The sequence below is a fragment of the Massilia sp. 01N410 genome (assembly GCF_056399665.1).
The window spans coordinates 502,074-525,599 of record NZ_JBFTRV010000001.1; the positions used below are offsets into that span (position 1 = coordinate 502,074).

The 23,526-nt window shown below is 68.0% G+C and carries 15 protein-coding genes; 7 read left to right on the forward strand and 8 right to left on the reverse strand.

The window, feature by feature from the left end:
* The first annotated feature begins 7 nt into the window (after nt 1–7).
* Nucleotides 8–1,015: a fatty acid desaturase family protein gene (locus AC1DOP_RS02210; RefSeq protein ID WP_441934343.1), complete on the forward strand. Its 1,008-nt coding sequence runs from the start codon at nt 8–10 to the stop codon at nt 1,013–1,015.
* Here AC1DOP_RS02210 and AC1DOP_RS02215 read toward each other — a convergent pair.
* The 3 genes from AC1DOP_RS02215 to AC1DOP_RS02225 all read right to left on the reverse strand — a co-directional run bounded on the left by AC1DOP_RS02215 (nt 972) and on the right by AC1DOP_RS02225 (nt 4,751).
* Nucleotides 972–2,729, reverse strand: a complete 1,758-nt coding sequence (locus AC1DOP_RS02215; protein WP_441934345.1) for a DUF885 domain-containing protein — start codon at nt 2,727–2,729, stop codon at nt 972–974. The genes AC1DOP_RS02210 and AC1DOP_RS02215 overlap by 44 nt on opposite strands.
* A 103-nt stretch (nt 2,730–2,832) precedes the next feature.
* Nucleotides 2,833–4,176 (reverse strand): MFS transporter, encoded by a 1,344-nt coding sequence (locus AC1DOP_RS02220; RefSeq protein WP_477249532.1) that lies wholly within the window; start codon nt 4,174–4,176, stop codon nt 2,833–2,835.
* Between the two features lie 41 nt (nt 4,177–4,217).
* Nucleotides 4,218–4,751, reverse strand: a complete 534-nt coding sequence (locus AC1DOP_RS02225; RefSeq protein ID WP_441934349.1) for a 2,4'-dihydroxyacetophenone dioxygenase family protein — start codon at nt 4,749–4,751, stop codon at nt 4,218–4,220.
* Nucleotides 4,752–4,865: 114 nt separating this feature from the next.
* On the opposite strand from AC1DOP_RS02225, the gene AC1DOP_RS02230 reads away from it, so the two are divergent.
* The gene (locus tag AC1DOP_RS02230) at nt 4,866–5,756 is read left to right on the forward strand and encodes a LysR family transcriptional regulator (RefSeq protein ID WP_441934350.1); all 891 of its coding nucleotides are present in this window, start codon (nt 4,866–4,868) and stop codon (nt 5,754–5,756) included.
* A 3-nt stretch (nt 5,757–5,759) separates the two neighbouring features.
* Here AC1DOP_RS02230 and AC1DOP_RS02235 read toward each other — a convergent pair whose 3' ends face one another.
* Entirely contained in the window at nt 5,760–7,409 is a 1,650-nt protein-coding gene (locus AC1DOP_RS02235) for a M28 family peptidase (protein ID WP_477249534.1), read from the reverse strand.
* A 191-nt stretch (nt 7,410–7,600) separates the two neighbouring features.
* On the opposite strand from AC1DOP_RS02235, the gene AC1DOP_RS02240 reads away from it, so the two are divergent.
* From AC1DOP_RS02240 to AC1DOP_RS02250, 3 genes are read left to right on the forward strand one after another with little or no spacing between them, the layout of a single operon-like run.
* On the forward strand, nt 7,601–8,020 hold the full coding sequence (locus tag AC1DOP_RS02240; protein WP_441934354.1) for a hypothetical protein: 420 nt from the start codon (nt 7,601–7,603) through the stop codon (nt 8,018–8,020).
* Complete coding sequence (locus tag AC1DOP_RS02245; RefSeq protein ID WP_441934355.1) at nt 8,021–9,481, forward strand: RAD55 family ATPase; 1,461 nt, start codon at nt 8,021–8,023, stop codon at nt 9,479–9,481. It begins immediately after the preceding gene.
* A gap of 25 nt (nt 9,482–9,506) precedes the next feature.
* Nucleotides 9,507–10,874 carry a hybrid sensor histidine kinase/response regulator gene (locus AC1DOP_RS02250; RefSeq protein WP_441934357.1) on the forward strand — a complete coding sequence of 456 codons (1,368 nt, stop codon included), beginning with the start codon at nt 9,507–9,509 and terminating at the stop codon, nt 10,872–10,874.
* A gap of 4 nt (nt 10,875–10,878) precedes the next feature.
* On the opposite strand, the gene AC1DOP_RS02255 is transcribed toward AC1DOP_RS02250, so the two are convergent.
* The 4 genes from AC1DOP_RS02255 to AC1DOP_RS02270 form a co-directional block, all read right to left on the reverse strand.
* A complete protein-coding gene (locus tag AC1DOP_RS02255; protein WP_441934359.1) occupies nt 10,879–12,090 on the reverse strand; it encodes a pyridoxal phosphate-dependent aminotransferase in 1,212 nt (403 codons plus the stop codon).
* 14 nt (nt 12,091–12,104) lie between these two features.
* Nucleotides 12,105–14,987, reverse strand: a complete 2,883-nt coding sequence (locus AC1DOP_RS02260) for an EAL domain-containing protein (protein ID WP_441934361.1) — start codon at nt 14,985–14,987, stop codon at nt 12,105–12,107.
* A 15-nt stretch (nt 14,988–15,002) separates the two neighbouring features.
* Nucleotides 15,003–15,848 carry a phosphate/phosphite/phosphonate ABC transporter substrate-binding protein gene (locus tag AC1DOP_RS02265; protein ID WP_441934363.1) on the reverse strand — a complete coding sequence of 282 codons (846 nt, stop codon included), beginning with the start codon at nt 15,846–15,848 and terminating at the stop codon, nt 15,003–15,005.
* Nucleotides 15,849–16,026: 178 nt separating this feature from the next.
* Nucleotides 16,027–17,532, reverse strand: a complete 1,506-nt coding sequence (locus AC1DOP_RS02270; RefSeq protein ID WP_441934365.1) for a peptide MFS transporter — start codon at nt 17,530–17,532, stop codon at nt 16,027–16,029.
* A gap of 217 nt (nt 17,533–17,749) precedes the next feature.
* Between AC1DOP_RS02270 and AC1DOP_RS02275 the strand changes: the two genes are divergently transcribed.
* Both AC1DOP_RS02275 and AC1DOP_RS02280 read left to right on the forward strand, forming a co-directional pair.
* Nucleotides 17,750–19,924 carry a hybrid sensor histidine kinase/response regulator gene (locus AC1DOP_RS02275; RefSeq protein WP_477249538.1) on the forward strand — a complete coding sequence of 725 codons (2,175 nt, stop codon included), beginning with the start codon at nt 17,750–17,752 and terminating at the stop codon, nt 19,922–19,924.
* A 347-nt stretch (nt 19,925–20,271) separates the two neighbouring features.
* Nucleotides 20,272–23,502 carry a PAS domain S-box protein gene (locus tag AC1DOP_RS02280; protein ID WP_477249541.1) on the forward strand — a complete coding sequence of 1,077 codons (3,231 nt, stop codon included), beginning with the start codon at nt 20,272–20,274 and terminating at the stop codon, nt 23,500–23,502.
* The last annotated feature ends 24 nt before the right edge of the window (nt 23,503–23,526 follow it).

Genomic DNA, 23,526 nt, shown 5'->3' on the forward strand with positions numbered 1-23,526 from the left:
AGCCGCCATGCGCCTCGACTGGACCCAGCCTCTCCCGCGCGAGCAGATCCGTCCTTTCCTGGCGAAGTCCGACCTGGCGGGCTGGCGCATGCTGGCCTTCAACTGGGGCCTGATCGCGGCCTGCTTCGGGCTCGTCATGTGGCACCCCAATCCCTTGACCGTGGCGCTCGCGCTGATCGTGCTGGGCGGCCGCCAGCTCGGTCTCGGCATCCTGATGCACGAGACCGCGCACCGTTCGCTGTTCAGGACCGCCGCGCTGAACGAATGGGTCGGCCAGTGGCTGTGCGCGGCGCCGATGTTCGTCGAACTCGGCATCTACCGCCGCTACCACTTCACCCATCACCAGCAGGCGGGCACCGATGGCGATCCCGACCTGCCGAATTACGAACACTACCCGGTCAGCCCCGCCTCGCTGCGCCGCAAGCTGTTGCGCGATCTGAGCGGACGCTCAGGCCTGCGCGCCTTCGCCGCCCTGATGCTGCTGTATGCGAGCGCCGACCAGCGCAGCGGCTACAGCTACCGCGCCGGCGCCGGGGAGAAGCGCGTGCTGAGCGCGCGTACGCTGCTGCGCAACAGCTGGCGTTGCGCGCTGGCGAATGCGCTCATGCTCGCCGCCTGCGCCGCCGCCGGGCAGGCCTGGACCTATCTGTTGTGGCCAGTCGCCTGGCTGACCACCTATATGCTGTACAGCCGCATCCGCAACGCCGCCGAGCATGGCGCGCTGCCGGGCACCCGCGAGCCCGACATCTGGCGCAATACGCGCACCGTGCTGGCTTCGTGGTGGGAGCGGCTGACGGTGGCGCCGAACTATGTCAACTACCACTTCGAACACCATCTGGTGCCGGCGGTGCCGGCCTGGCAGCTGCCGCGCTTCCATCGCTGGCTGCGCGAGCATGGGGCCTATGAGGCCGGCGCGCCGCTCGAACGCGGCTACGTGCAGGTGCTCAGGCGCATGACAGGTCGAGGAGGGTTCAGTCCTTGCGCGGATACGGCGACTTCCCGCCCTCCGCAATGAAGGTATCGATGCGCGCTTCCAGCACCGGCAGCGGCACGGACCCGAGCTGCAGCACGGTGTCGTGGAAGGCGCGGATGTCGAATTTCGGCCCCAGCGCCGCCTCGGCCTTCTTGCGCGCATTCATGATCGCCATCTCGCCCAGGTAGTAGGACAGGGCCTGGCCCGGCCAGGAGATGTAGCGGTCGACTTCGGTCTCGATCTCGTGATCGGACAGTGCCGTGTTGTCGTGCATATAGGCCTGCGCCTGCTCGCGGGTCCAGCCCTGGGCGTGGATGCCGGTGTCGACCACCAGGCGCGCCGCGCGCCAGGCCTGGTAGCTCAGCATGCCGAACATTTCATAGGGCGTCTCGTAGATGCCCATCTCGGTGCCGAGGCGTTCGGAATACAGGGCCCAGCCCTCGCCATAGGCCGAGATATACGCCCTGCGGAAGGGCGGCACGCCTTGCTGTTCCATTGCCACCGGCATCTGGAAGGCGTGGCCGGGCGCCGATTCGTGCAGGGTCAGGGCCGGCAGGCTGTAGAGGGCGCGGGCCGGCAGGTTATAGGTGTTCACCAGGTAGACGCCGGGACCGCCGCGCGCCGAGGTGTAGTAGGGCGCCTGGTCGGGCGGCACCGGATTGATGCCGAAGCGGCGGCGCGGCAGGTAGCCGAAGTACTGCTCGGCCTTGCCGTCGAACTTCTTGGCGATCCAGGCGGCTCGCATCAGCAGTTCTTCGGGTGTCTTCGCATAGAACTGCGGATCGCTGCGCAGGAAGGCCAGGAAGGCCGGCAGGTCACCCTTGAAGCCGGCCTGGTTCATGGTCTCCTGCATCTCGGCGCGGATCTTCGCCATCTCGGCCAGGCCGATCCGGTGGATCTCGTCGGCACTCAGCGAGGTGGTGGTGTACTCGACGATCTTCGATTGATAGTAGGCGCGGCCGTCCGGCAGGCTGCCCGCGGCCAGGGCGACGCGCGCTTTCGGGAAGTACTCGCTGCGTACAAAGGCCAGCACTTCGGCATGGGCCGGCTGCACGGCGTCGCGAATCGCGGCCGCGCCTTCCGCGCGCAGGCGCTCCTGTTCGGCCGCCGGGATCGCCGAAGGCATGTTGCGGAACGGCGTGTAGAAGATCGTGTCCTGCGGTGTCTTCGCTTCCGCCACCGAGGCCAGCGGCGCATCGCGTCCGGCCAGGGTCACGCGCGGCGGCGTGAAGCCGCGCGCCAGGCCGGCGCGCATGTTCGCCAGCTGCTCGCGAAAGTAGCGCGGCATGTCGCGCAGCTGGGCGATGTAGTCGCGGTACTCCTGCGCCGACTTGAACGGACGCCGTGCGGCATAGGTGATGTCGGTCCAGAAGGAGCTGTCGGCGTTGACCGGCTGCTCGTATTCGCGGAAGCGCTGGGCTTCGTACAGTGCCTGGATCTGGGCGCGGTAGACGGCGTAGTTGATGCGCTCCGCCTTGGACAGCGTGCCGGGATCGATGGCGTCGAGGCGCTTCAGCACACCTTCCCAGTAGCGGCGCCGTTCTTCCTGGGTGGCGGCATCGACGTGGGGCAGTTCCGGGCGCCTGCCCTGGGGCAGGTCCTCGTCGTCGGCAAGGTGCTGGGCGATGCGCCATTGCCATTCCTGCTCATGGATCGACTGGAAGCGCTTGTCGGCAGTGGTGGCGGCGGATGATGCGTTGGCGCTGGCACACAGCGACAGCGCCAGGAAAAGGGCGGCGCCCGGTTTTCTTGTCATGTTCTTCCCGGAGTGGACGGCGGATAGGATGAGCCTGGGCTCACGGCGCAGAATAAACGAAAACGGCCCCACGCGGGGACGTCGGCAAGCGATCAGGCAGGACTCAGCCCGTCCGTTTCTCGCGCAGCGCCTCCGCTGGAACGCCCGCCAGCAGCACGATCGCCCCCAGCACCATCAGCCCCGCCACGAAGTACAGGCCGTAGTTGACGCTGCCGGTGACGGTTTTCATCCAGCCGATCACGAAGGGGCTGACGAAGCCGCCGATAAGGCCGATCGAATTGATCAGCGCAATCCCGCCCGCCGCGGCCGGGCCGGTCAGATAGGCTGTCGGCATCGCCCAGAACAGCGGCATGGTGGCGAAGATGCCGATGGTAGCGAAGGACAAGGCGACCAGGGCCAGCGGCAGGTTGCCGGTCAGGAGGCTTGCCGCCACCAGGCCGGCGCCGCCGAGGAAGGCCGCGCACGCGGCGTGCCAGCGGCGTTCGCGGGTGCGGTCCGAATGCTTGCCGAGTGCGATCATGCCGATCGCGCCAATCACGTAGGGAATCGCGGTGAGGAGGCCGATCCGCAGCGGATCGGCGAGGCCGAAACCCTTGATGATGGTCGGCAGCCAGAAGGTGATCACATAGGTGCCGGCGATAAAGGCGAAGTAGGCGAACGCCAGGATGTAGATCTTTGGATCGCGCAGCGCGCCTTTGAGGGAGCCGTGGCGCGACGGTCCCAGGGCCTGGCGGTCCCGCTGCAGGGTACGCTCGACCACGTCCTTCTCCTGCGCCGACAGCCATTTCGCTTCTGCAGGGCGGTCGCACAGCAGGAACCACACCAGCAGCCCGAGCGCCACCGCCGGCATGCCTTCGAGCAGGAACATCCACTGCCAGCCCGTCCAGCCGTTCACGCCAGCCAGGTCCTTCATGATCCAGCCCGACAGCGGGCCGCCGATGATGCCCGCCACCGCCATTCCCGACATGAACAGGGCGATGATTCTTGCCCGCATGTGCGAGGGATACCAGTAGGTGAAGTAGAGGATGATGCCGGGGAAGAAGCCGGCTTCGAACAGGCCGAGCAGGAAGCGGGCGGCGTACAGCTGCGTTGGGGTCGTCACGAACATCATGCCGGCCGAGGTCAGGCCCCACAGCAGCATGATGCGCAGCAGGGTCTTGCGCGCACCGAACTTTTCGAGTAACAGGTTGCTCGGCACCTCGAACAGCGCGTAGCCGAAGAAGAAAATTCCTGCGCCCAGGCCGTAGACGGCGTCGGAAAAGCCCAGGTCCTGCTTCATCTGCAGCTGGGCGAAGCCGATGTTGATGCGGTCCAGGTAGGACGCGACGTAGCAGATGAAAAGGAAGGGAACCAGGCGCAGGGTGATCTTGCGGTAGACGCGCGCGGTCTCGTCGGCCGCTCCTTCCTGAGGGAGCGGCACGGCTAAACGGGTGGTATCGGTATTCATGTCTTGTCTCCTTCAGGGCGGCACGCCGCCCGGCACTGCGTTCAGCGAATGAACTTCTTCACGTAGTCCGTACCCAGGCCCACGGCTTCGTAGTGCTTTATGGCCGCCTCCAGCTTGGTGAACACGTCTTCGTAGCCGACCGGGCGGCCTTCCTCGTCGAGGTAGGTGTAGGCGCCGGTGACGTGGAACAGGGTGCGCATTTCGGTGACGTCTTCCGGCACGTACAGCGTGTGGATCTCGCCGGGGATCTCGTGGGCGTAGGAGCCTTCGATCGCGGTCCAGTCGTGTTCCAGGTAGTACCAGCGGCCCTTCAGCACGACGGCGTGAACCGGGCCGTCATGGCGATGGCGCGACAGCACGCCGCTCTTGCGCACCCGCAGCACGTTGACGAAGTAGCCCTGGGTGACATTCAGGATCAGTGGGCGGAACCAGACGTTCGGGGCCTGCGGCACCCATTCGCGCTCGTCTTCCGGAATGGCGTCGGGTACGACCAGGTCCTGGATCGCAAAACGGGGAATTGGCTGGGCAAAGCCGACCAGGCTGCTGGGATGGGTGCGCTCTAGGGATTTGGACACGTGATACCTCTTATCGATACGATGAATGAGGGTTGCATCTTGCGCTGCGCACGGGCCGTGGTAAATGCGATAATCGTCAATGGGCTTTGACAAAATTTCACAGATGGAGCAGCAGTGCCGATTCCCCTGGGTGAGCTGGAAGTGTTTTTTGCTGCCGTCGACAGCGGCAGTTTTTCCGCGGCTGCGCGCCGGCTGGACCTGACCCCGTCTGCGGTAAGCAAGCTGGTGTCGCGCCTCGAGGCCCGGCTCGATGCACGCCTGCTGCAGCGCAGTTCGCGCGCACTCAGCCTGACCGAGGCCGGGCGAGCGTTGTACGAGGAAGGGCAGGGCGTGTTCGCGGCCCTCGCAAGCGCGGAGAACGCGGTGAAGGCCTGCTCCGACGAGGTCAGCGGCACCTTGCGCGTCCACTCGATGGTGACCTTCGCCAAGTATCAGTTGGCGCCGGCGATCGGCGACTTCCTCGCGCGCCACCCCAGGCTGCGGGTCGAATTCGTGCTGTCAAACGAGGCAGTCGATTTCATCGAGCACCGGATCGACGTCTCGATCCAGGGCGGACCGCTGCCCGATTCGTCGCTGGTGGCGCGGCGCTTGCTGCACAGCCCCTGGATCATCTGCGCGGCGCCGGGCTACCTCGCGCGTTACGGCACGCCGGCGGTACCAGGCGACCTCGCGCATCACAACTGCCTGAACTTTACCCAGCGCACGGACTGGAACGCCTGGCCGCTGGTCGAGAACGGCGTGGAAAAGGCGGTGCCGGCGCAGGGCAACGTGGGAGCGAACCTCGGCGACATGCTGCTCGAGCTGGCGAGAAGCGGCCTGGGCCTGGTGCGTCTGGCCGAGTTCCACATCCGCGACGACCTGAGGAGCGGCCGGCTGGTGCCGGTTCTGGAAGCCTTTCGCGCGCCGGCCCAGGAGCCGCTCTATGTGGTCTACCAGGGCCGCAAGCACCTGAGCCCGCGCGTGCGGGCCTTCCTCGGCTTCATGGAAGAGTGCTTCGGCAACTGAGATTCAGCGCTTCACCCTGCCCCAGGCCTCGCCCGCGCGCCACACCGGCATCGCCGGCGCATTCGCCACTGCATACCCCAGGTTCAGGGTGAACTGGGCCTGCTGCACCATGCCCGACAGGTCCCAGCCCGGGTCGTACTGGTCGCTGACCTGGTGGTAGTCCTTGGTGAAGGCGCGCATGCGGCTGCCGGAGGCCGCCGGATCGTGGACGAAGGCGAAGCTGCCGTCGCCGGAGAACACGGCCGAGCCGACGTTGAAGGCGGGGACGCCGGCCCTGGCGAACATGAAGTGGTCGGCGCGGTAGTAGGCGCCGCCCAGGTCCGGCACGCTGGGCGCCAGGCTCAGGCCCATGGCCTTCGCGACCTGGCGCGAGGTCTCGAGCAGGGAGCTGCGCTCGGCGCCGGGTACGCCCATGTCGCGGGTCGGGCCGACGAAATTCATGCTGTCGAGGTTGAGGTCGGCGGCGGTCCTGGCCAGCGGCCACAGCGGCGCGCGGGTATAGGCCAGGCTGCCCAGCAGCCCCTGCTCCTCGGCGCAGGGCCACAGGAAGATCTGGGTCCGGCGCGCCGGATGGGCCACCGCCGCCTGGGCCATCGCCAGCAGGGCCGCGGTGCCGGAGCCGTTGTCGATGGCGCCGTTCCAGATGTGGTCCGGCTGGCCGTTCTGTTCGTCGATGCCGAGATGGTCCCAGTGGGCCGAATAGATGACCGCTTCCTCGCGCAGCTTGGGATCGGTGCCGGGCACGATGCCCGCCACGTTGTACTCGGCCACCTGGCGCACCGCGCTCTTCACCTCGGCTTGGGCGCTGGCTTTCAGCTCGACCGGGCGGAAGCCCTTCACCTCGGCGCGGGCGCGCAGCTGGTCGAGGTCCTGGCCGGCGGCCGCGAACAGGCGGCGCGCCATGTCTTCGCTGATCCAGCCCTGCAGCGCGTTGCCGGGGCCGGCCAAGTGGAACTGCTCGTGCGAGAAGCTGTTGGCCGGCACGCTCCACGGATAGGACGCGGACGCCGTCGTATGGATCAGCAGGATCCCGGCCGCGCCCTGGCGCAGCGCCTCGTCGAATTTATAGGTCCAGCGGCCGTACCAGGTCAGCGATTTGCCGGCGAAGCGCTGCGGCTCGGTGGCGGTCGGCTGCGGGTCGTTCACCATCGCCACCAGCAGCTTGCCCTTCACGTCGGCGCCCTCGAAATCGTTCCAGTGTTCCTCGGGCGCGTCGATGCCGTAGCCGACGAAGACCAGGGGCGCGTCCAGCCGGGTCTCGGCCTGGCCGCTCGCATTGGCGTACACGGCGTCCTGGCCGAAGGCCGCCTCGATGGTCTTGCCGCCGGCTTCGAAGCGCAGGCTGCTGCCGGGCCGGGTCTTCTGGCCGACCAGCTCGACCTTCTGGCGATAGCCCTTGCCGGCGGCCGGTTTCAGGCCGATCGCGGCGGCCTGGGTTTCCAGGTAGCGCACCGTGAGTTCGCCGCCGCGCTGGCCGGTGCCGCGGCCTTCGAGCAGGTCGTCGGCGAGGAAGGACAGGTGGGCGCGCAGCGGGGCTTCCAGCACGGCGGGTGCGGCGGCGGGAGCGGCGGCGGGAGCGGCGGCGTGGATGGCGGGCAAGGCGGCAATCAGGGTGGCGCCCAGCAGGGCGGCGCGGAATCGGCGGTCTGGCATGGATACGTCTTGTTGTCGTGTTTGTCTGAAGCAAGGATCTTAGCAGTCCCTGGCGCGTGGCGGCGACTAAATCGGCCAGGAAAATATTGTCACGATTTTACAATTCTCCGTCCGGCGATCCCGTTATAATATGGACCACATGCCTTGGCCGCCTCGGCGGTGCCGCACCAAGATAAATCCAGTTGACCTGCATGGAAAGAGACGACAACAAGCGGCGACAATCCAGCGATGACGGGACGGCGCAGCCACAGGCGAGCGCTGCCGTGTACAGGCTGCGCCCGTGGCGCCGCATCAGTGGCCAGTTGGTCACGCTGATCGGCGAGAGCGGTTTTTGCGCATTGTTCGGCCGCGCCCTCCGCACGATGGCGGTCCGTTACGAGTGGTTGAGCGTGGATACTTCGCGCAAGACCATCGACGGACTGCTCGTTGCGTTGGAGCGCGACCTGGCAGGCGTCGAGCGCGCCGTGGCCGACATCGCGAACGCGGAGTTGCTGAACACATTCACCAGACAGCTGTCGTCGCTGATCGGCGAAGCGCTCACGGCCCGGCTCCTCGAGCAGGCCAGGGCTTCGGAGCAGGACGGACCGGAAGATGTACAGGAGCACAAGTAAATGACCGACAAAGTACGCCTGGGATTGCTGGCAACCGGGGTTCCGGGCCTCGATGTCCTCCTCGGCGGCGGCCTGACCGAATATTCCTTCACCCTGATCGCCGGCGCCCCCGGCAGCGGCAAGACCACGCTCGCGCACCAGATCATGTTCGCGCAGGCCGGTCCCGAACGGCGCGCCCTGTTCTTTACCGTGCTGGGCGAGCCGCCGCTGAAGATGCTGCGCTACCAGCAGCAGTTCGCCTTCTTCGACATGGCCAAGGTCGGGCCCGACATCCGCTACGTGAACCTGGCCGATGATTTACGAGCAGGCCATTTCCATGGAGTACTGGAACGCATCATGCGCGAGGTCGAGGATTTCGGTCCCGGCCTTGTCTTCGTCGATTCCTTCCGCTCGGTCATGCAATCTGCGCGCAGTGGCAACGAGGGGCTGTCGGACCTGCAGCAATTCATTCAGGAACTCGGTTCGCGGATGGCGACCTGGCAGGCCACCACTTTCCTGATCGGCGAATATTCCCAAGCCGACGTCGAAGCCAATCCGATCATCACCGTGGCCGACGGCATGATCACGCTGATCCAGGCAAACGAGGACAACTCGATGCTGCGCAAGATCCGCATCAACAAGATGCGCGGCCAGGCCCACATGACGGGCTCGCACACCATGCGCATCACCGACGACGGCATCCGCGTCTATCCGCGCGTGCTGCCGCCGCTGGCCGACGACCGCCTGCCGGGCAGCCCGGTTGACCGCAGTCCGCGCCGCATCCCGACCGGCACCGCCGGACTGGACGAGCTGCTGCGCGGCGGTCTGCCGCAAGGCCACACGATGCTGGTGTCCGGACCGACCGGCATCGGCAAGACTATCCTCGGCACCCGCTTCCTGCAGGCCGGCGCCGACCTGGGCGAGAAGGGCGTCGCCCTGTATTTCGAAAAGGGCACGGCGCGCCTGCGCAACGCCGAACTGGCCGCGCTGTCGCAGTCCGGCCAGGTCGAGGTGGTCGAGAGCCGTTCGCTTTCGCTCAGCGTCGAGGAATTGCTGGACGCGCTGATGTGCGCGATCGAGCGCACCGGCGCCACCCGGGTGGTCATCGATTCGCTGTCCGAGATCGAGCTCTACCTGGCGCCGGAAGTGCGCGCCGACCTGCGCCTGGCGGTATTCCGCACCCTGACCGCCCTGGCCAAGCGCGGTGTGACCGCGCTGGTGACGGTCGGCATGGAAGACGATTACATGGGCCTGCGCTTCAGCCCGAGCGCCTTGTCCTTCCTGACGGATGCCGTGGTGTCCCTGCGCTTTGCCGAGATCGAAGGCGAACTGCGCAAGATCATGATGGTCGTGAAGGTGCGCGGCTGCGATCACAGTTCGGAATTACGGGAATACAGGATCACGGACGCCGGCATCGAGGTCGATGGCAAGCCGAGCGAGTACGACGGACTGCTGACGGGACATCCGACGCCAAGGCGTTGACGGGAAAGGCATGGGCGAGGACGCAATGGAACCGCAAGACGACGACATCACGGCCTCGCAACAGCGCGCGAGCACGCACGAGGAGCCGCGCGTTGCCCTGCCGGAGGAATACCTGCTGCGCCGCATTCGCGTCCTCGAAGACGAAGTCGAGAGCCTGCGCGCCGCCGCCGCCGAACGGCGCCGCCTCGAATCCACTCTGGAGCAGCTGCGCGAAGCCAACGAGCACCTGGTGCTGGCGGCGGTGCAGGCCCAGCACCTCCAGGAAGACGCCGAAGCCGCCAACCGGCGCCAGAACGAGTTCCTCGCGATGCTGGCGCACGAGCTGCGCAACCCGCTGTCGCCGATCGGCATGGCGGCCTCGCTGCTGGAACGCGCCCCGGACGCCTCGCCCCAGATGCACAAGCTGTCGCGCGTGATCGCACGCCAGGTCGAGCATATGGCCAAGCTGCTCGACGACCTGCTCGACGCCGCCCGCATCAGCAGCGGCAAGATCACCCTGTCGACCCAGCCGCTGGTGCTGGCCGACGTGCTGCAGCAGGCGGTCGAGACCATGCAGCCCTGTATCCAGGAACGCCGCCAGAGCCTGCAGCTTGAACTGCCGCCGGAAAACGTGTTGGTCGAGGGCGACCAGGTGCGCCTGACCCAGGTGTTCACCAACCTGCTGGCGAATGCCTCCAAGTACACCGGCGACGGCGGCAGGCTGCACCTGCGGGCTGCTGCCTACGCCGACGAGGTGTCGGTGGCGATCGAGGACGACGGCAACGGCATCGCGCCCGAAATCATCCCCTATATCTTCGACCTGTTCACCCAGGGGCCGCGCTCGCTGGCGCGCTCCGAGGGCGGCCTCGGTGTCGGCCTGAACGTGGTGCGCAACCTGGTGTCCATGCACGCCGGCACGGTGACGGCGGAGAGCGGCGGCGCCGGCCAGGGCAGCTGCTTCACGGTGCGCCTGCCGCGCTCCGGCAGCCACAGCATCGGCCGCGGCCCGGCCCAGGTGGCCGTTACCGGCGGACGCAAGCGGGTGCTGGTGGTGGAAGACAATCCGGACACCTGCGCCACCCTGGCGGCCTGCCTGCGCGAAGAGGGACACGAGGTGGTGACCGCGCTCGACGGGCGCAGCGGCCTGGCGGCGGCGCTCGAGCGGCCTTACGACGTGATCGTGTGCGACGTCGGCCTGCCTGGCCTGGATGGATTTGGCCTGATCCGCGCGGTGCGCGCGACGATGGGAAAGGGAGAGCAGAGCACGCGGCCCCTGGCGATCGCTCTGACCGGCTACGGCCAGCCCGAGGACGAAGCGCGGGGCCGCGAGGCCGGCTTCGACCACTACCTGGTCAAGCCGGTCGGGCTGGATGCGCTGCTACCGCTGATCGACGCCTCGCAGCCGCATTTCTGATTCCTTATTTGCGCAGGAAGCCACCGAGGCGCTGCACCGCCTCTTCGATCCGCTCGTACCTGGTCGCATACGAAAAGCGCACGTGGCGGCTCGGCGCGGCGAAGCCGAAGTCGTCGCCCGGCACGATCGCCACATGGGCGTCTTCCAGCACCGCCTTGCCGAAAGCGGTGCTGTCGCCTGCGAGATGGTGCGGCAGGTGCGAGATATCCGCGTACACGTAGAATGCGCCGTCCGGCATCACCGGCACGGAAAAGCCCAGTTCGCGCAGGGCCGGCACCAGGAAATCGCGGCGGCGCTGGAATTCCAGGCGACGCGCTTCGAAGATCTCCAGCGCGTCGTCGCGGAAGCAGGCCAGGGCGGCATGCTGGGCGATGGTGGGCGCGCAGATGAACAGGTTCTGGGCCAGTTTCTCGATCGCCGGCACCAGGGCTTCCGGCACCACCAGCCAGCCCAGGCGCCAGCCGGTCATGCTGAAATACTTCGAGAAGCTGTTCACGGTGATGACATTGTCGTCGAGCGCGAGGGCGCTGACCGGCTTGCCGTCGTAGGACAGGCCCTGGTAGATCTCGTCGACGATGGCGAAGCCGCCGCGCTGCCTGACGGCGGCCAGCAGCTCGCGCGCCTGCGGCACGGTCATCGAGGTACCGGTCGGGTTCGAGGGCGAGGCCACCAGCACGCCGCGGGTGCGGTCGTGCCAATGCTCGGCCACGTGGGCCGCCGTGAGCTGGTAGCGTTCCGCGGCGCTCGCATACAGGAGGGTCGGCTTGCCGCCGAAGGCGCTCACGAAGTGGCGGTTGCAGGGATAGCAGGGGTCCGGCATCAGGACTTCGTCGCCCTCGGCCACCAGGGCGGCGCAGGCCAGCAGCAGGCCGGCCGAGGCGCCGGCGGTGACCACGATGCGGCGCGGATCGATGTCCAGGCCGTAGAAGCGGGCATAGTGGCCGGAAATCGCCTCGCGCAGCGCCGGCAGGCCCAGCGATTCGGTGTATTGGGTGGCGCCGCCGCGGATCGCTTCCATGGCGGCCTGCGCCACCATGTCCGGTGCGGTGAAGTCGGGTTCGCCGACGCTCATGCTGACGACGTCGATGCCGGCGCGGCTCATGGCGGCAGCCTGCTTGACCATTTCCATGACGCGGAAGGGTTCGATGGCGTCGACGCGGGATGCGACCTGGAGAGCGCGGGTCGCGAGCGCGCTGGTATTCTGTGTATCTGGCATCCGCTTATCTTACCTCAGGCCGGCGCCGGCTGCTCGGCGCGCAGCAGCCGGGCGCAGTCGGCGGCCGGCAGCGGCTTGCTGACGTAATAGCCCTGGATTTCGTCGCAGTCATACCTTTCCAGCTCGCGTATCTGTTCGACATTCTCGACGCCCTCGGCCACCACTTTCAGGTTCAGGCTGTGCGCCAGCCGGATCACGGCCTTGGTGATGGCGGCGTCGTCGAGGTCGTCCGGCAGGTCGCGAACAAAGGTGCGGTCGATCTTCAGGGCGTCCAGCGGGAAGCGCTTCAGGTAGGCCAGGCTCGAATAGCCGGTGCCGAAATCGTCCACCGACAGGCGCATGCCGAGCGCCTTGATGCGCGACAGGATCGCCACCGCCGCCTCCGGATTCGTCATCAGCATCGATTCGGTCAGCTCGAATTCCAGCAGGGTCGGATCGACCCCGGCCTCGCCGACGATGCGTTCGATGACGGCGGCCAGGTCGGTCTGCTGCAGCTGGCGGGCCGACAGGTTGATCGCCACCGGCGGCATGGGCAGGCCGGCCGCTTCCCAGCTGCGCAGCTGGCGGCAGACTTCGCCGATCACCCATTCGCCGGCCGGCAGGATCAGGCCGGTGTCCTCGAGGATGGAGATGAATTCGAGCGGCGCTACCAGGCCGCGCTGCGGATGGTTCCAGCGCAGCAGGGCCTCGAAGCCGCTGATGCTGCCGCTCGCGAGGTCGAGCTTGGGCTGGTAGTGCAGCAGGAATTCGTCGCGTTCCAGCGCCTGGCGCAGCTGGGACTCGAGCTGCAGGCGCTGGGCCGCGTTCTCGTGCTGGGCCGCCGAATAGAACTGCCAGGTGTTGCGGCCGCTGTTCTTGGCGCCGTACATGGCGGTGTCGGCGCTCTTGAGCAGCTGCTCGGCGCTGGTGCCGTCTTCCGGATAGCTGGCGATACCGATGCTGGCCGAGACGAACAGCTGCTGGCCCTGCAGGTGGAAGGGCTGGGCCAGCGCCTCGACGATGCGGGTCGCGATCAGCGAGGCGTCGCCCGAATGCCGCTCGTTCGCGCCGAGCCAGGGCAGCACCACCGCGAATTCATCGCCGCCCAGGCGCGCCACCACATTGTCTTCGCGCGCGCAGGCTTCCAGGCGCGCCGCGGCCTGCACCAGCAACTGGTCGCCGACGCCGTGGCCGAGCATGTCGTTGACGTTCTTGAAGCGGTCCAGGTCGATGAACATCACGGCGGCGCGGTGGCCGTGGCGGCCGGCGCGGTCAATCGCCTCTTCCAGGCAGGCACCCAGCTGGCGCCGGTTCGGCAGATTGGTCAGGGAGTCGTACTGGGCCAGGTAGGTCAGGCGCCGGCGCGCTTCCTGGCGCTCGACCCAGGTGGCGAGGATGTTGGCGATCCCGCGCAGGAACACGGCGTCGTCCTCGTCGAAGCGGCGCTGGCCGTCGCAGTAGGCGCCCAGCACGCCGTACTGGCCGACGCCGGCGTCGAGGCCGGCGCGCAGGCCGTGCATCGCCGCCAGCGGCGCGAACCAGGGGCGCAGGCCGGTTGCCGCCGGTTCCGCCAGCGGAGCGCCGGCGCAGCCGAGCTGCAGTCCGGCCGCCTGCGCCAGCCTGCCGGCGCCGCTGCGCAAGGTCAGCTGGCGCTCCGGGCCGATCTCGAACAGGGCGGCGCAGGGCGTGCCGAGGCCGTGCGCGGCGGCCTGCACGGCGTCGACGAACAGGTCGTCGAGGTCGTTGGCGGCCAGGGCCTTGCGGCCGAGCTCCGCGATCAGGGTCTGGCGCTTGGCGTTTTCCACGATCGCGCGTTCGAATTCCTTGCGCTCGGTGATGTCGATGTCGATGCACAGGTAGCGCTCGATGGCGCCGTCCGCCTCGAAGATCGGGACGATGGTCCGGTACCACTGCAGGCGGCCGGCGCGGCCTTCGACCGTGACCTCGCCGTTCCAGACCTGGGGCGAGGGACTCCAGGCCGCGGCGCTGCCGGCCGGACGGCCGAATTCGGCCAGCTCGCGGCCGAGCGCCTCGGCGCGCGTGTAGCCGCTGCTGCGCTCGAACAGTTCGTTGACGCCGACGATGCGGCCGGCCGGGTCGACGTCGCACACGATGGCGGCCTGGTCCACCGCGCTCTTGTGCTGCATGAGGGAGTTCATCAGCGAGTCGATGCGCTGGCCGTACTGCACGCGCAGGCTGGCGGCGCCCCGGTTGACGGCGCGGATCGCTTCCTGGATCTCGGTCGGGGCGTCGGCCTGCAGGTCGGCTTCGGCGGTGACGCGGCCGGCGGCGACGTCGTCCTCGAAGGAGCGCAGGCGGCCCAGGTTCGACAGCCAGCGCTTCAGCAGGGTGCGCAACAGCGCCACCCCGAGCACGAAGGCGACCAGGGCGAAGGTCGCGGTCTCGATCACCAGCGCCCATAGTTGGGAGGCGATCTTGTCGGCGTCGAACTCGAGCCGGATCACGCCGTAGTCGCGGCCGCCGACATTGGCCACGCGGTTGACCTCGTACAGCTTGGAGGCGATCAGCTGCGTCAGCCAGTCCGGCGCCGGCACGCGTTCGATTTTCGGCGCCTGCACCCGCAGCGTGCCGCCGGCGACGTCGATGAAGGCGGCGCTCTTGAACGGCGACTGGAACAGCATCTTGCCGAGGGTGCGCTGAACGGTGTCGTAGTCGCCGATCACCGCGCTGTCCTCGATGTTCTGGGCCGCGACCTCGATCAGGGTCATGGCCGCGTCCTGGGTCTCGTCGACGTGCTGCAGGAACTGGTAGCGGTAGAACAGGGCCAGGCCGATGCCGAGGAAGAGCAGCATGGTGAGGCTGAAGACGGTGAATACCCGGCCGGCCAGGGAACGCGGCAGCAGGGCGGTCGGCGACATCTTCCTGAGTGTCGAAGACATGCGGCTCAGCACGGTCATGGCGCCGTTCCTGTGTTAGCGCAGGCTGGCCGGCGCGTCGGCGTAGAAAGCCCGGTAGCCGGCGTAGTCGGCGTCGCCGGCCGGGACGAAGGCGACCGGCTTGGGTGCGCGCACCAGCTCGGTTGCGGCGTCCAGGATCTTGCGGCCTTCCGGATCGTCCCGCATGGTCAGGAAGGCCCTGGCGACGGCGCGCACCTCGGCGGCCGGCACGCGGGGTGAGGCCATCAGCGCCAGTTCGTTGTATGGCGGCGAGCTCCACAGGACCCGGAAAGCCTTGCCTTCGCGCTTCGCATAACCGTCGACCAGTTGCGAGTTGGCGCCGGTCGCCTTGACCTTGCCGGCGAACATCTGACTGAAGGCGGCGTCGTGGTTGCCGGTGAAGACCGGGGTGACGGCAATATTCTTGCGCAGCAGCTGGGCGTAGGGAATCTTGTAGGCCACCAGGGCTTCGGGTCCAGGGAAGGCGATGGCGTTGCCGGCCAGCTCACCGATGTCCTTGACCGGCGAATCGGCCGGGACCACGATCACGCCGTGCACCGGCGGCGCATCGCGGCGGCCGAACACGGTCCAGCCCATTTTTTCGCGGTCCGGGCTGAACAGGTGGTTGGTGAAGGCGAAATCGACTTCGCGCGCCAGCACGTAACTGGTGGTGTCGGCCGAGGTGCGGCCCAGCTTGAGGTTCAGATGCACGCCGCTCTTGTTCGAGACGTAGCGGATGATGGGATTCCAGAAGCTGGCCGAGATCTGCAGGTTGTACTGGTTGACCGGCGAGAAGTTGTAGCTGTGCGGTTCGGCGGCCGCGGCGCGCGCGAACAGGAGACAGGCCAGCGTCAACAGGCCGGTTTTGGGGAGCGTGTGCATGGTGTCGTGACAGGTCATGGACGCCGCTGCGCCCGGTAGAGTCACGCACTATATATCAGATTTCCTTTTTGCAACAGATCGGGTCTGTTCGCCAATCTTTCTTCTGATGCGCACACGCGACAGACGGAGCGATGGGGGAGAAGGGGGCGCAGGACGCGCCCCCGGATGGCGTTGAAACTTACTGGTGCGACTGGTGGCTGGCCGTCAGCTTGCGCATCAGGGGCAGGGCCAGCAGGGCGATCACGGTGCAGGCCACCGCGCCCATGCCCAGCTTGTTGAACAGGCTGGTGTAGATCGGCAGGGTCTGCACCGGATCGGTCAGGTCCTTCGGCACGCTGGCCAGGTTGGCGACCACGCCGCCCAGGTATTGGGAGATACCGGTGGCAACGAAATAGGCGCCCATCATGAAGCCGCTCATGCGGGCCGGCACGTAGCGCGCCACCATCGCCAGGCCCAGGCCCGACACCAGCAGTTCGCCCAGCGAGTACAGGCCGTAGCCGGCGATCATGACCCACGACGAGGTCATGCCGTTCACCGCGAAGGCGCCGGCCACGCCGTAGGCGAAAAAGCCGGCTGCCACCGCGGCGAAGCCGAGCGCGAACTTGCCGGCGATCGACAGGTCCTTGCCGGTGCGGCCTGCGGCCGAGTACACCCAGGCAAGCACCGGGCTCAGCACCATGATCCAGATCGCGTTCAGGGCCTGGAACTGGGCCGGCGACCAGGTCCACAGGTGGGCGCCGAAGACACTGAAGTCGAGCTCGACGTTACGCAGGGCGAACAGCGACAGCGAGGTCGACATCTGCTGGTAGAAGATGAAGAAGAACACGGTCTGCAGGGTCAGCACCAGGGCGGCGATCAGGCCGGCGCGCTCGCTCGGCTCGCTCTTGCGGATCAGGTGCACGAAGATGCCCAGCACGACGAAGCCGGCCAGGTAGACGAAGGCGCGCGCCAGGCCCTGGTTTTCCAGGATCTCGGCCGAGCCGAACACCACCAGCACGGCGCCGACCAGCACGGCGGCCAGCTTGCCGACCTGCAGGGGACGCTCGTCCGGCAGGCTGCCGACGTGGGCGATGGTGGCGCGCATCAGGGCCACGTTCAGCAGGCCGACCACCAGGCCGACGGCGCAGACCCCGAAGGCGGCGTGCCAGCCGAAGTTGTTGCCGTACGTGGCGTTGACGTAATCCTTGATCCAGGGCGTGGCCAGCATCGAGACGGTCGAGCCGACGTTCACGGCCATGTAGTACAGGGTGAAGGCGGAGTCGATCTTGGAATCGTCGCCTTCATAGATCTTGCGCACCAGGTTGGCGGTGTTGGGTTTGAACAGGCCGTTGCCGACCACTACCACGCCGAGGGCGCAGAACAGGAAGCGGGTGCTCTCGGTCGGTACCGACATCAGCGCGTAGCCGACGGTCAGGACCATGGCGCCGAGGTACATCGAGCGCTTGGTGCCCAGCACCTTGTCGCCGATCCATCCGCCGATTGCGGGAGCCACGTAGATCAGGGCGGCGGCCGCGCTCCAGACCAGGTTGGCGCGGCTGTCCTCGAAGCCGAGGCGTTCGACCATGTAATAGACGATCAGCGCCTGCATGCCGTAATAGCCGAAGCGCTCCCACAGCTCGATCAGAGCGACGGTGAGGAAGGAACGGGTTTGTGTGTAGGGTAGGGGTAGGGTTTCGGTTTTCATGGGTCTCCCGGATTCTCGGATGCCTGCCTTGTGGACAAGCAATCCCCGGATGCTACGCGACCCCGGCCCTTCGCGCAATGCCGGAAAACGGCGCGTAAAGACTGTCGTGGCGGGCTCTGCGGCTTTTTTCGCTGTCGTGCGGCACGAAAAAACTTGCTGAATATAAAATGGAACGTTGCCCGAGTCTGTCCGACCAATCGAGGATCGAAACGACACCATGAGAGTGCGCACCCACCTGAGCCTGCTTGCCGCGGCGGTCTTCCTGCCCATGATCGTCGGCGCCGGCGTCGCCATCAAGCTGCTGCTCGATGCGGAGCGCCATGCGGTGCTGCGCGGCATGCAGGAACTGGCGCGGGCTTCCGTGCTGGCGATGGACCAGGAACTGACGGCCGCGATCGCCGCCGGCCAGGCCCTGTCGACCTCGGCGCGCCTGCAGCAAGGCGATTTCGGCTCCTTCTATGTGCAGTCGCAGGCGGCGAATGCCGGCAGCGGCCGCCAGACCGCGGTGCTGCAAGAGGATGGCCAGCAACTTTTCAATACCGCGGTCCCCTACGGCCAGCCGGTGGCGGCCCCGGCACGCGGCGCCCTCCAGCGGGTGCGCGCCGTGTTCGCGCGCCAGCGTCCGACCGTGTCGAACCTGATCGTCGGCAGTTCCACCCACCGCTACATCATCTCGGTCGAGCTGCCGCTGGTGCTGGACGACGGCCGCCGGGTCCTGCTCGACCAGTGGTTCGGCATTTCCCACCTGAACAGCCTGCTGCCGCGCGACGTTCCGGCCGGCTGGCAGGTGGCGGTGTTCGACCGCGACGGCGCGACCCTGGCCCGCAACGGCGCCTGGTTGGCCGAGATCGCTTCGCGCGCCCGTCCCGACCTGCTGGCGGCGTTGCGCTCCGGCGCGGTCCAGGCCGATGCCGCCGATGCCAGAGGTGCGCCGATGACGGTGGCGCTGGCCCGCTCGGCCCTGTCCGGCTGGACCGCAGCGATCGGGGTGCCGTCCAGCGAACTCGCGGCCACCGCGGCGCGTGCGGTGTCGCTGATCGCCGCGACCCTGCTGTGCGCGGTGGCGCTGGCGCTGGCGGGGGCGATCCTGTTCGCGCGGCGTCTGTTGGCGGCGACGGAATACCTGGGCGCCGCCACCGAGGGCATGGCGGAAGGCTGGCTGCCGCCGCCGGCCGACCTGCGGATCACCGAACTGAACAGCTTGCAGCAGGTGCTGCACGCCGTCTCGAGGCGCCTGCAGAAGGCCGAGACCGGACGCCGCAAGCACCTGGCCGAAGTGCAGGCGGCGCGCAGCGTGGCCGAGTCGCAGAATCGCGCCAAGGACGAATTCCTGGCCATGCTGGGCCATGAGCTGCGCAATCCGCTGGGCGCGATCAGCTCCGCCATCGCCCTGATCCAGATGGGGGCGAGCGGGCCGGCGGCGGAACGCGCCCACCAGATCATCGGTCGCCAGAGCCGCCACCTGGCGCACCTGGTGGACGAGCTGCTCGACGCCAACCGCGTGTTGAGCGGCAAGGTGGTGCTGGCGCTGGCGCCGCTCGAGCTGGCCGCCGCCGTGCGCGAAGCCGCGCTGACCCTGCAGACCCGGGGTGCCACCAGCGAGCATCACGTCGAGCTCGACCTCGAGCCGGTGTGGGTGAACAGCGATCCGACCCGCCTGCAGCAGGTGATCGGCAACCTGATCGAGAACGCCACCAAGTACACCCAGGCCGGCGGCCACATCCGCGTCAGCACGCGGCGGCGCGAAGACATGGCGGAGCTGGTCGTGGCGGACGACGGCAAGGGCATCGAGGCCGAGCTGCTGCCGCGCGTGTGGGACGTGTTCGTGCAGGGCAAGGTGGCGAACCGCAGCAAGGGCGGCCTCGGGATCGGGCTGGCGGTGGTCAAGTCGCTGGTCGAGCAGCAGCACGGTTCGGTGGCCGTGGTCAGCCGTGGCGCGCGGCAGGGCAGCACCTTCACGATCCGCTTGCCGCTGGCGCCCGAGGCCGTGGCCGCCGTCGAGGCGCCCGCGCCCGAGGCGGCGCCGCTGGACGGCCTGCGGGTGCTGGTGGTCGAGGACAACCAGGACCTGCGCGAGATGATGTGCGCACTGCTGGCCTCGCGCGGCTGCGCGGTGAGCTGCGCCGCCGATGGCCATGGCGGCATCGCGCTGGCCCGCAACGCGCTGCCGCAGATCGCCTTCATTGACATCGACCTGCCCGACATCTCGGGCCACGAGGTGGCGCGCGCGCTGGGCGAGCAGGGCGGGATCCGGCTGGTGGCCGTTACCGGCTATGGCCAGCCGGACGATGTGCGGCGCGCGCTGGCGGCCGGCTTCGACCGCCATCTCAAGAAACCGGTGCGCCTGGAAGACCTCGAACGCGCGATCGGCGAGCTCGACGTGGTGCGCTGAATACAGTCAAGCAACAAAGAATGCGCCGTCTGCCGCAAACGCTTGCGGCAGCATTTCCCTCTCTTTGGCAGCGCTACCATTTGTCCTGGGCAATCGCCCGGCGCAGGCCCGGGGTCGGAGCGTTTTCGCCGCCGCTGCCGCTCGAGCTCGTCTTTATGCAAGCAGGATCCTGTACGATTGAATTCCCATTGGAGATTATCGAGTTGTAAAGTATTCTTGGTTTCAAATGTGAGGTACCAGATACTCACAACAACCTTATATCCTCATTTATGGCTGACTCCTCCCCAGGTTCTGCCGTTGGATACCGCGATGACGCCGTCATCGCGGGACTGCTTCATGAGCGCGGTGTGCATGTCCAGGGCCGCGACCCGGCCGCCGAGCGCAGTGCGCTGGCCTTGCTGGCCCAGTGCCTGGCCGACGAGCCCGAGCTGTTGCTGCAGCGGATAGCCGAGACGGCGCGCGCGCTGTGCGGTGCGAGCGCGGTGGTGATCGCCGTGCGCGAACCCGGCAAGGATGGCGAGGAAATCTGCTGGTGTGCGGTGGCGGGCGGCGGCGACGGCCAGGTGGGAAAGCGCTTTCCGCTGCAATCCTGCCCCTGCGGCGTATGCGTGCAGGCGGATGGCGCGGTGCTGTTCGAACACCCGGAACGGGAGTTCGAATCGGTCCGTGAGGCCGGCGTGAAGGTGGCGGAAGCCCTCGGCGTGCCGTGGCGCGTGCGCGGGCGTCCGGCCGGCGCGCTGATGGCGATCCTGGCCGACGAGGGCGAGAACTTCGATGCCCACGACCTCGAGCTGCTGCGCGAACTGGCAGGCTTCGCCGCCGCCGCGCACCGGGCCGGCGGCGCCCTGCGCGACAATCCGGACCCCGAACGGCTCGAACGCGAAGTGGAGCAGCGGATGCGGCCCGTCCTCGAAAGCAAGCAGACGCTGGAGCGGGAGGTCGAGGAAAGCCGCGCCGCCGAGCGCGCGCTGCGCGAACACAAGGCCCTGGTCGATGCCACCCTCAGCATCAGCACCGTCGGCGTCGCCTACTTCGACCTCGACGGCACCATCCATGAAGTGAACGAAGCCTACCAGCGCATGACCGGCTACAGCGGGGAAGAGCTGCGCGATTTCGAGAACTGGAAGGCCTCGACCGCGCCCGAGTTCTGGGACCTGACCCTGCGCTCGGGCTACGAGCTGCGCGACATCGGGGTCACGCGTCCCTACACCAAGCAGATGCTGCGCCGGGACGGCAGTCGCTGGTGGGGCCTGTACGCGCCGGCCCGCATTTCCGGCGAGGGCGCGAACGCGCGCTGCGTCTGCTTCATCCTCGACGTCACAGAACTGAAGGAGGCCGAGGCGCGCCTGGCCGAGAGCGAGCAGCGCTTCCGCGCCCTGGTCGAGGGTTTCGGCCAGGCGGTCTGGGAGACCGATGCGGACGGCAACTTCGTCGCCCCTTCTCCCAGTTGGTGCGCGTATACCGGGCAGCGCGAGGCGTCCTCGATGGGCAAGGGCTGGCTCGACGCCGTGCACCCGGACGACCGCGACTACGTGCGCCGCGAATGGCTCGCCGCGCTGGCGATGCGGCGCGGGATCAACATGGAATTCCGCGTCCACGTGGCGATGGGCGGCTGGCGCTGGACCAATGTGCGCGCCGCGCCCCTGTTCGGCCCGGACGGCAGCCTGCGCAAGTGGTTCGGCATGAACATCGACATCGACGAGCGGCGCCGTACCCAGGCCGCGCTGGCCGAGAGCGAGCGCCGCTACCGCATGCTGTTCGAGGCGATGGACGAAGGCTTCCTGCTGGCCACCGTGCAGCACGACGAGAACGGCCGCGCGGTCGGACTGGCGTATTCGGAAGCGAATCCGGCGGCGGTGCGCATGACCAGCATTCACTACGTCGGCCCCGGCCAGCTGAAGGTGAGGCCCGAGCACGAGCCCTGCTGGCTGGATGCCTGCGCCCAGGTCGCGCGCACCGGCGTCAGTGCGCGCTCGCAGTGCTTTGCCGAGGCCTTGTCCTGCTGGTTCGATTTTTATGTGTATCCGGTCGGCGGCGGCGAGGCGCCGCGGGTGGCGATCCTGTTCCACGACATCACGGTGCGCAAGCGCGCCGAGGACGCGCTGCGCGAGAGCGAAGCCCGGTTCCGCGCGCTGGCCGACGCCTCGCCGGCCCTGATCTACCAGTTCGACGCCGACGGCTGCCTGATGTACCTGAACCAGCGCGGCCCCGACGAGGGCGGCCCGGCCGGCGAGGCCGACTGCTGGCGCGCCATCGTCCAGCCGGACGACATGAACGCCTACCTGCTGGAAGTCTGCGAGGGCATCCGCCAGCGCGCCGCCTACACCCAGCGGGTCCGGGTGCCGGCGCGCGACGGCAGCTGGCGCTGGTTCGAGTCGCATGCCGCGCCCTGGTACACGGGCGACGGCCAGCACCGCGGCTACGTCGGCATCTCGCTCGACATCACCGGCGCCGTGCAGGCCGAGGAAGCGCTGAAGGAGGCCGACCGCCGCAAGGACGAGTTCCTGGCGACCCTGGCCCACGAGCTGCGCAACCCGCTGGCGCCGATCAGCAACGCGGTCCAGCTGATGCGCCGGCCCGACGGACGGCGCCAGTCCGACCGCGTGGTCGAGATGGTCGGGCGCCAGGTGCGCCAGATCGTGACCCTGGTCGACGACCTGATGGAAGTCTCGCGCATCACCCGCGGCAAGATCGACCTGCGGCTGGAGCGGGTGCCGATCGGCGAGATCATCCACAGCGCGGTCGAGACCAGCCAGCTGGCGATCGAGCGCGCCGGCCACCAGCTGGCGGTGGCCCTGCCGGAGGAGCCGCTGGTGCTGCAGGCCGACCGCGTGCGCCTGACCCAGGTGTTCGCCAACCTGCTCAACAACGCCGCCAAGTACACCGATCCGGGCGGCCGCATCTGGGTCGAGGTCTGGCGCGAGGATGGGCAGGTCCTGACCTCGGTGCGCGATACCGGGATCGGCATCCCGGCCGAGTCGCTGGGACGGGTGTTCGACATGTTCGCCCAGGCCCACCGCGCGGTCGGGCGCGGCCAGGGCGGTCTCGGGATCGGCCTGACCATGGTGCGCAGCCTGGTCGAGATGCACCACGGGAGCGTCGAGGCGCACAGCGGCGGCAGCGGGGCGGGCAGCGAATTCCTGGTGCGCCTGCCGCTGGCGCCGGTGGACGAGGGCCGCAGCGAGCGCCCGGGCCTGGCTCTGGCGCGGCCGAACGCGCCCTTCGCCGGCCAGCGCATCATGGTGGTGGACGACAACCGCGATGCCGCCGATACTCTCGGCCTGCTGCTGGAAGCCGACGGCGCCGACGTGCGCGTGGTCTACGACGGCCGCGCCGCGCTGGCGATGGCGGAAAGCTTTCTGCCGTCCAGCGTCCTGCTCGATATCGGCATGCCCGGCATGGACGGCTACGAGGTCGCGCGCCGCCTGCGCCAGGACGAGCGCTTCGCCAACATGCGCATCATCGCGCTGACCGGCTGGGGCCAGGATTCGGACCGCCGCCAGACCCGCAACCGTGGCTTCAGCCATCATTTGACCAAGCCGGTCAGCCTGGAGGACCTTCACCGAATCCTGATCTGACGCAAAATATCGACAAATCGCAAT